Genomic DNA, 8,425 nt, shown 5'->3' with positions numbered 1-8,425 from the left:
CCTCGTTTAAAAGCAGAGAGGGAACTTGACCTTGATTCACTACTTGGATTAACAGGTTATTGAAGAGTGTTGACATATCAATGTTTTCGTAGCTAACAATTTCTTTAGCTTTGGATAGTAAATCTTCATTTGTTCTAAAGCTAAATTGAGAATTTTTAGTAATAGTAGTCATGATTTAACCTCCTGTATATATCGTATATACATTATAACGAAAATTATTATTAAACGCAAATAAAACTCATCTTCAGGGGTAGGGGGTACAAATCTCTAAACCCTTGCCCCACAAAGACCGACGCCCCCTCAAACGTACAATTTCGCAAAATTGGGGAGGGGGTACACTAAAAATGAGATTTTCGGTAGATAAAGCCTTGTGGTTATTAGTTTTATAGGGAGGGGCTGTTTCGTTTTTTAGTAAGAAAAAATAGCAGAAAATAGATATAAAAGGGCTCAAAAATAGCTCTTTTAGGTCATTTTTTAGCAAGGAGGTAAATGAATGAACGAAAGCCAGCAACGACAGATTTGGCGACTTCGTCATGAAGGGGTGGGGTATGGTACTATTGCTAAGACCATAAACCTTTCTCGTGATACTGTCAAAAAGTATTGTGGACGTCATCCTGAGTTAAAGGGATTGGGTAGCCTTGTCAAAGAGAACTTGGATGAGGGGTGGGGTATTTATTGCAAGACCTGCCATCAGGTACTTCTTCATCATTCGACAGGCAGACCCAAAAAGTTTTGTTCTGCTAAGTGTCGCAAAGTTCACTGGGATACCCATCGAGACCAGCACGACAAAACCAAAATCTCATATGATGAATTGACTTGCCAAAACTGTGGCAGGTCATTTTTATCTTATGCCAATCCAAGTAGAAAATTTTGTAGCCATACATGTTACATTCAATCACGCTTTTATAAAGGAGAAACCAATGACAAGTCAACCAACAATGGAAATTAGAGAAATTCGATTGTCTGAACTACACCCAGCCTCATACAATCCTAGAAAAAAACTAAAAAAGGGTGACAGGGAGTATGAAAAGATTAAGCAAAGCCTACTCAAGTTTGGTTACGTTGACCCCATCATCGTCAATAAAGACTTGACGGTAATTGGTGGTCATCAACGATTAACTGTATTGAAGGACTTAGACTATGAAACTGCCAAATGTGTCATTGTCGATTTATCCAAGGAAGATGAAAAGGCACTGAACATTGCCCTTAACAAAATCACCGGTCAATGGGATGACCAGCTTTTGGCGGACTTGCTTTTGGATTTACAGGAGGCTGATTTCAATCTCGACCTGACTGGTTTTGAACCACCAGAAATTGATGACATTCTCTCCAACATTCATGACAAGGAGTTATCTGAAGATGATTTTGATGTGGACGAGGAGTTGAAGAAACCGACAGTAGCAAGACGTGGGGACGTCTGGCAACTTGGTAAACACCGAGTGATTTGTGGTGACTCCACTAAGGCAGAAACCTACGACCAACTTTTAGGTGATAAGAAAGTCAATCTTGTTGTGACAGACCCGCCGTATAATTGCGATGTTGAAAAGACGACAGGTAAAATTCAAAATGACAATATGGGTGATTCTGAATTTTATCAGTTTCTTTTAGCTATGTTTACTCAAGTTGAGAACCACATGGAAGCTGATGCCTCCATCTATGTTTTCCATGCGGATACGGAAGGTCTTAACTTTAGAAAAGCTTTCAAGGATGCAGGATTTTATTTGAGTGGGTGCTGCATTTGGAAGAAGAATTCATTAGTTCTTGGACGCAGTCCTTATCAATGGCGACATGAGCCAGTTTTATACGGGTGGCGTCAAAAAGGCAAACACCAGTGGTTCAGTGACCGTAAACAGACAACCATTTGGGAATACGACCGTCCTAAGTCCAGTAAAGACCATCCAACCATGAAGCCGATTCAGCTCATGGCTTACCCTATTCAAAATTCATCCATGAGAGGGACTTTGGTATTGGATCCTTTCCTTGGGTCTGGGTCAACCCTTTATGCATCCGACTTCTCGTTACGACAAGGCAAAGGCAGATAGGGCAGTCACCTTTATTAACAACCTTGCCCACACCAAAGGTAAGTGGGCAGGGAAGAAGTTTGATTTGTTGCCGTGGCAGGAACATATTGTCCGTGACCTCTTTGGGATTGTTAAGGAAGATGGCAACCGTCAGTTTCTGACAGCCTACATTGAAATTCCAAAGAAAAACGGCAAGTCTGAACTCGCTGCAGCTATTGCCCTTTATCTTTTGTACGCCAACAATGAAGCCAGTGCCGAAGTTTATGGGGCGGCTTGTGACCGAAACCAAGCGTCTATCGTCTTTGATGTCGCCAAACAAATGGTTCTCATGAGTCGACCGCTTGAGAAACGCTCCAAGATTGTGGGGGCGACAAAGAGGATCGTCAACTATTCCAATGCTGGATTTTATAATCCTTTAGTTTCTGTATAGTATTTATTATACTATACTTATGAAAAGTTACGGAATAGATTTTAGAAAACGCGTTATTGCTTATGTAGAGACTGGTCATTCCAAAAAAGAAACGTGTCAGTTATTTGGCATTAGCACTAATACACTGTATCTTTGGGAGAAACAACTCAAAGAACTTGGGCATTTGGAGCGTCAAAAAAGGAAACCAAGCCCTCGCAAATTGCCATTGGATGAGTTAGAAGCCTTTGTTAGCCAACATCCAGATGCTTTCTTAAGGGAAATAGCAGAGCATTTTGACTGCAGTATTCCTTCAGTTTGGGCAGCCTTAAAAAAACTGAACATCACTTTAAAAAAAGACGACAACCTATAAAGAACAAGATAGTGACAAGGTTAGACGCTACTTAGATGTTCTAGGATGTTTTCCTAATACCCCAATTGTCTATAGTGATGAAACTGGCATTGATACCTATCTTTATCGTCAAAAAGCCCGAGCTGTACGCGGTCAAAAAGTCTATGATAAAGTCAGTGGACGTCGCTTTGAAAGGCTTTCAGTTGTCGCAGGGCAAATTGGTTCCCAAATTGTAGCACCATTGTTATATCAGGGCACAATGACAGCAGATCTCTTTATGACATGGTATGAAAAGGAACTATTACCGTGCTTATCAGAGCCGCATCTGATTATTATGGATAATGCTACTTTTCATCCTAAAAAGCACCTTGATGAGTGTTCTATAGCAAGCAGGCATTACTTTCTTCCTTTGCCACCCTATTCTCCTGAACTCAATCCCATTGAACAGTTTTGGGCTACTCTAAAAAGAAAGGTGACTGAGTTATTAAGAACAGGATGTTCTGTTCAGTCTGCTTTAGAATACTATTTTAAAACTAAATGATTTTACCAAGTCCTATCTGCTGAGACAGGAACCAAACACGGACTCAACGTGTCAGGACTAGTCTTTGACGAAATCCATGCCCAACCCAATCGCCATCTCTATGATGTCTTGACCAAAGGTTCTGGTGACGCTAGGGAACAACCCCTCTTTTTCATCATCACGACAGCTGGAACGGATAAAAACTCCATCTGTTATGAGCTCCATACCAAGGCTCTCGATATCCTTAAAGGTCGAAAGAAGGACACGTCCTTTTATCCAGTAGTCTACGGTCTTTTTGATGAAGATGATTGGAATGACGAAGCCAACTGGCTGAAAGCCAATCCCTCGCTTGGTCACACCATTGGGATTGACCGTGTTCGTGAAGCCTATCAACAGGCTCTTGATAACCCAGCAGAGGAGAATGTCTTTAAGCAACTCCGTCTCAACATGTGGACGAGTTCCAGCGTGGCTTGGATTCCTGAACATGTCTATGCGAAAGGCAATGCCCCTATCGACTATGAATCTCTAAAAGGTCGTGACTGTTACGCAGGGCTTGACTTATCAAGCACTTCAGATATTACAGCCTTTGTCTTGGTCTTTCCACCACGACATAGCGAGGAGAACTACATTATTTTGCCCTTCTTTTGGTTACCTGAAGATACCTTGGAACTCAGATGCCGTCGTGACCACGTTCTTTATGACGTTTGGGAAAGGCAGGGCTATATCAAGACAACCGAAGGAAATGTTGTTCACTATGGTTTCATCGAGGCCTTTATTGAACAACTCTCTGAAACCTATCACATCAAGGAAATCGCCTATGACCGTTGGAATGCGACACAGATGGTGCAGAACCTTGAGGGAATGGGTTTGACCATGGTGCCTTTTGGACAGGGCTATAAAGATATGAGTCCACCGTCCAAGGAACTCTACAAACTGATGATGGAAGGGAAAATCCAACATGGTGGGCACCCAGTCCTCAAATGGATGGGACAAAATGTGGTCATGCGACAAGACCCTGCTGGCAACATCAAGCCAGATAAGGAAAAGTCTGTCGAGAAGATTGACGGTATTGTGGCACTTATCATGGGACTTGACCGTTGTATACGTCATCAAACCGATGAAGGAAGTGTGTATGATGAACGTGGAATATTGAGTTTTTAGGATGAAAATAACCTAAATAGGTTGAATATATCCTAAAAAGTGGTAGAATAGAGAAAAGGAGGATATTACAATGCAAATCAATATTGAAAACTTAGTCTCTATTTCTGAAGCAAATCAAAACTTTTCTAAGGTAGCTCGTATGGTCGATACGAATGGTACTGCAGTAATATTGAAAAATAACACACCAAAGTATGTATTAGTGGACTATCAGAGTCTAATTAAAGAGGACCAGGCAACCCCTACGGTTGTTGAACAATCAACGTTGGATGAAGTTGCGACTTCGGTTTTATCACGCCATCTTGATGCATTTAAGGAATTGGCAAAATGAAAGTATTAACTGTTGAACAGGTTATTGAATTACACACTAGGTTAATTCAAGCTACTGGGGGTTTATACTCATTTGATTTCAAAATCTGAACAAATCCATTTTCTATGGACAATACTTTTTAGAGTTTCACTATCTAACCCTTGAATGATTTCTTGGAGCTTATCAATGACTGATTCCAATGTTTGAAAGGCTCTGTTCTTAAATCCGCGCTTGCGGATTTCTGCCCAAACTTGTTCAATTGGATTCATCTCTGGGGTATATGGTGGTATAAACGCAAATTCAATATTATCAGGTATTTCAAGTGCCTGAGATTTATGCCAAATGGCATTGTCCATGACTAAAATGATGTAGTCATTGGGATAAGCTTTTGATAGTTGACGTAAAAATTCATTCATCCAAGCGGTATTACAACCACCAGCTATTATGAAGAAAGATTCCCCTGTATGTGCATCTGCCGCACCATAGCAGTAACGAAATTCTCGGATGTGATGGCTTGAGAAATTCGGACGATAGTTTTTAGGACTCCAACATGTCCCCAGTTTACTAATCCGACCAAACCCTGCCTCATCTTGATACATAAGACGGGTTTGCTTATAGGCATTTTGTTCAAGAAATCGCTTACTTGATTTTTCCTTGTACAAAGAGTTTATTTTTTGACGCTAAAATCGTTTCGGCGTCTGCTTTCTTTGGATGTTCTGGACGGGGAGTTACTTTTGTTGCTTACTGCGTAAGCTCTATCTCCCACCTCAAAGAATCTCTTGATTCTTTGACCCATCCATGACGTTTCAATAGTTGGTAAAAACCATCTTTAGTCGTCGTACGACCAAGTTTATCTTGATAAGCTCTATAGAGGGATTCAACAGTTACAAACTCTCCATTTACAGCAGAAGCTAACTGCTCACTCAAAAAAGCTTCTTCTTCTTCAACTGTCATATAAGAGTGGCGACGACCTCCTCTAGCATCTGAAACAAGGCCTGTTAAACCATGTTCTTGATATTTCTTCGTCAATCTCCAAACCGTATCATGTGAGATATCAAGCATATCCATAATGAATTTGTAGGGAGTTTGAATTGCCCTGAGATAAACTGCTTGAATACGTTTGTGATAAGGTGCTAAGTTTTTATCTTTTAGAGCTGTTTTGAGCTCTGTAATCATTTCGTTAGTAAATTCCATGTTTCTATTATACTTCAGTTTCTGAAATTAGTTAAGTATTAGATGGTGTTAGGGATGTTGGTTTAATAGAATCTTCATTATCTTCAGCTTTTAGTACTTATTTTGATGTTGAGAAATATCCAAGTATTGAAGAAAAGACTGCTAGACTTTGTTATTCGCTAGTTAATAATCATGCCTTCCTTGATGGGAACAAGCGAATTGGAGTTTTTGTCATGATTATTTTCCTAGAATTAAATGGCATCGTGTTAAATCAGAGTGATGATGAAGTAGTGAAGCTAGGACTTGGAGTAGCTTCATCAGAATTAGATTATGATGCAATTTTAGAATACATTCGGAATCATTAAAACTTTTCTTATTGAGGATATAACTTCAAGAAAGTGACAAAATGTGGTATCAACTTGAAGAAGGTCGATTGGTGATACTTTAAGAATAGACTAAAAGTACTTCAATTGAGGTGCTTTTTTCGTACTCAAAAGGAGGAAGTATGGGACTACTAGATTTACTGGGACGTAAGCGTGTTAGAGATAAGCCGCAGAATAGCTATGAGGGGCAGGATTTTTCCTATATGTTTGGTCGAACGACCAGTGGGGAGAATGTGGATGAGTTTAAGGCTATGCAGACGACAGCAGTTTATGCTTGTGTGCGTATCTTGGCAGAAGCTATCGCAAGTATTCCTCTCCATGTTTATGGAAGAACAATCAACGGTAAGGAGAGAAAGATGGATCATCCACTTTACTTCTTACTCCATGATGAACCCAACCCTGAGATGTCGTCTTTTGTCTTTCGTGAGACCTTGATGACTCATCTTTTAATCTGGGGAAATGCCTATGTTCAGATTATCAGAGAGAGGAGTGGCAATGTCATTAGCCTTTACCCACTCTTGCCAGATAAGATGTCTGTTCACCGAGATGATAGTGGAAGACTCTATTATAAGTACCAAAGAAAAACCGAGGAAAATCCAAACTTTAAGGATAAAGGGGCAGTCATCTTAAAACAAGAAGACGTGCTCCATATACCGGGGCTTGGTTTTGATGGATTGATTGGCTATTCTCCAATTGCCCTTGCAAAAAATGCTATCGGTATGACCTTGGCTACGGAAAATTATGGGGCATCATTCTTTAAAAATGGTGCTAATCCTGGTGGTGTCTTGGAACACCCGGGGATTCTCAAAGACCCAAAACGTGTCCGTGACTCTTGGAATGCGGTCTATAATGGAGCAACCAATGCCCATAAGGTGGCTGTTCTTGAAGAAGGTATGAAGTACACTCAAGTTGGTATCCCACCAGAAGAAGCCCAGTTCTTAGAGACGAGAAAGTTTCAGCTCAATGAAATCGCAAGGCTCTATCGTATCCCACCACACATGGTTGGGGATTTGGAGAAGTCCTCTTTTTCTAACATCGAACAACAATCTCTAGAATTTGTTAAATATACATTAGACCCTTGGGTAGTTCGTCTCGAACAGGCTTTCAAGAGGTCTCTTTTTTTACCCGAAGAAAAGAAAACCTACTTTGTAAAGTTTAATGTGGATGGTCTTCTTCGTGGTGACTATCAGAGTCGAATGAATGGCTATGCGATTGGGAGACAAAATGGCTGGCTATCGACGAATGATATTCGTGAACTTGAGGACTTGAACCTCCTTTCAGATGAGGAAGGAGGCAATCTCTACTTGATAAACGGAAACATGACGAAACTAAAGGATGCGGGTGGCTTTATGAAACAAGCACCGTTAGAACAAGAAACTCAATCTGAGGAGGATATGGATGCATAAGTTTTGGAATTTTACAGAAGATGATAGTGGTCGAACACTTCGTATAGAAGGACAGATTGCGGATGAGACGTGGTTTGGCGATGAAGTCACACCACAAGTATTTAAAAATGATTTACATGCAGGAAACGGAGACATCACCCTCTGGATTAATAGTCCAGGGGGTGATATTTTTGCGGCTGCTCAAATCTATAACATGCTTATGGATTACACGGGTGATGTTCATGTCGTAATTGATGGATTAGCTGCAAGTGCTGCTAGTGTCATTGCCATGGCAGGTACAACGGTTTCTATGAGTCCTGTTGCCATGATGATGATCCACAATCCTTGGACGATTGCACAAGGTGAAGCCAAGGATATGGCAAAAGTTATTGAGATGCTTGGTGAAATCAAGGAGTCCATCATCAATGCCTATGAATTAAGAACAGGACTTTCAAGAACCAAGCTATCACACCTCATGGACTCAGAGTCTTGGTTCAATGCCAAAAAGGCTGTTGAACTGGGCTTTGCGGACAAGATTCTCTTTGACAAACAAGGGGAACATGGAACGGATATTGAGAGTTATTCTTTCAGTCGAACTGCTGCCCAACAAGATTTACTTGTCAAAATGCAGGCGAAGCTTGAAGTCCAACAACCAAAGAAAACAATCCCTATCAATCAGTTGGAAAAACGATTGAATTTGCTCAGATAACGAAAGGA

The 8,425-nt window shown here is 40.7% G+C and carries 6 protein-coding genes and 6 pseudogenes; 11 read left to right on the top strand and 1 reads right to left on the bottom strand.

Going from position 1 to position 8,425, the window contains the following annotated elements:
- Nucleotides 1-493 precede the first annotated feature (493 nt).
- The 8 genes and pseudogenes from ACVRZH_RS05510 to ACVRZH_RS05475 form a co-directional block, all read left to right on the top strand.
- Nucleotides 494-949: a helix-turn-helix domain-containing protein gene (locus ACVRZH_RS05510; RefSeq protein ID WP_447454304.1), complete on the top strand. Its 456-nt coding sequence runs from the start codon at nt 494-496 to the stop codon at nt 947-949.
- Nucleotides 921-2,012, top strand: a pseudogene (locus ACVRZH_RS05505) (site-specific DNA-methyltransferase); the annotation flags it as partial. The gene ACVRZH_RS05510 and the pseudogene ACVRZH_RS05505, both read left to right, overlap by 29 nt.
- Nucleotides 2,002-2,439: pseudogene (locus ACVRZH_RS05500) on the top strand (terminase large subunit domain-containing protein); the annotation flags it as partial. The pseudogenes ACVRZH_RS05505 and ACVRZH_RS05500, both read left to right, overlap by 11 nt.
- A gap of 31 nt (nt 2,440-2,470) precedes the next feature.
- Complete coding sequence (locus tag ACVRZH_RS05495; protein ID WP_277696732.1) at nt 2,471-2,800, top strand: IS630 transposase-related protein; 330 nt, start codon at nt 2,471-2,473, stop codon at nt 2,798-2,800.
- 64 nt (nt 2,801-2,864) lie between these two features.
- Nucleotides 2,865-3,320: a transposase gene (locus ACVRZH_RS05490; RefSeq protein ID WP_447454305.1), complete on the top strand. Its 456-nt coding sequence runs from the start codon at nt 2,865-2,867 to the stop codon at nt 3,318-3,320.
- Nucleotides 3,321-4,460 (top strand): annotated as a pseudogene (locus ACVRZH_RS05485) (terminase large subunit); the annotation flags it as partial.
- A 70-nt stretch (nt 4,461-4,530) separates the two neighbouring features.
- Entirely contained in the window at nt 4,531-4,788 is a 258-nt protein-coding gene (locus ACVRZH_RS05480) for a type II toxin-antitoxin system Phd/YefM family antitoxin (RefSeq protein WP_447454303.1), read from the top strand.
- Nucleotides 4,785-4,853, top strand: a pseudogene (locus ACVRZH_RS05475) (type II toxin-antitoxin system death-on-curing family toxin); the annotation flags it as partial. The gene ACVRZH_RS05480 and the pseudogene ACVRZH_RS05475, both read left to right, overlap by 4 nt.
- Nucleotides 4,854-4,856: 3 nt before the next feature.
- Here ACVRZH_RS05475 and ACVRZH_RS05470 read toward each other — a convergent pair.
- Nucleotides 4,857-5,961: pseudogene (locus ACVRZH_RS05470) on the bottom strand (IS630 family transposase).
- Nucleotides 5,962-5,999: 38 nt separating this feature from the next.
- On the opposite strand from ACVRZH_RS05470, the pseudogene ACVRZH_RS05465 reads away from it, so the two are divergent.
- The 3 genes and pseudogenes from ACVRZH_RS05465 to ACVRZH_RS05455 all read left to right on the top strand — a co-directional run.
- Nucleotides 6,000-6,305, top strand: a pseudogene (locus ACVRZH_RS05465) (type II toxin-antitoxin system death-on-curing family toxin); the annotation flags it as partial.
- A 140-nt stretch (nt 6,306-6,445) separates the two neighbouring features.
- Nucleotides 6,446-7,729 carry a phage portal protein gene (locus ACVRZH_RS05460; RefSeq protein WP_447454302.1) on the top strand — a complete coding sequence of 428 codons (1,284 nt, stop codon included), beginning with the start codon at nt 6,446-6,448 and terminating at the stop codon, nt 7,727-7,729.
- The gene (locus ACVRZH_RS05455) at nt 7,722-8,417 is read left to right on the top strand and encodes a head maturation protease, ClpP-related (RefSeq protein ID WP_447454301.1); all 696 of its coding nucleotides are present in this window, start codon (nt 7,722-7,724) and stop codon (nt 8,415-8,417) included. Before ACVRZH_RS05460 ends, ACVRZH_RS05455 begins: the two co-directional genes overlap by 8 nt.
- Nucleotides 8,418-8,425 lie beyond the last annotated feature (8 nt).

The sequence above is a fragment of the Streptococcus fryi genome (assembly GCF_053206505.1).
Note: the sequence above shows the minus strand (reverse complement) of the source record. Positions and strands in the feature narration are given on the sequence as shown.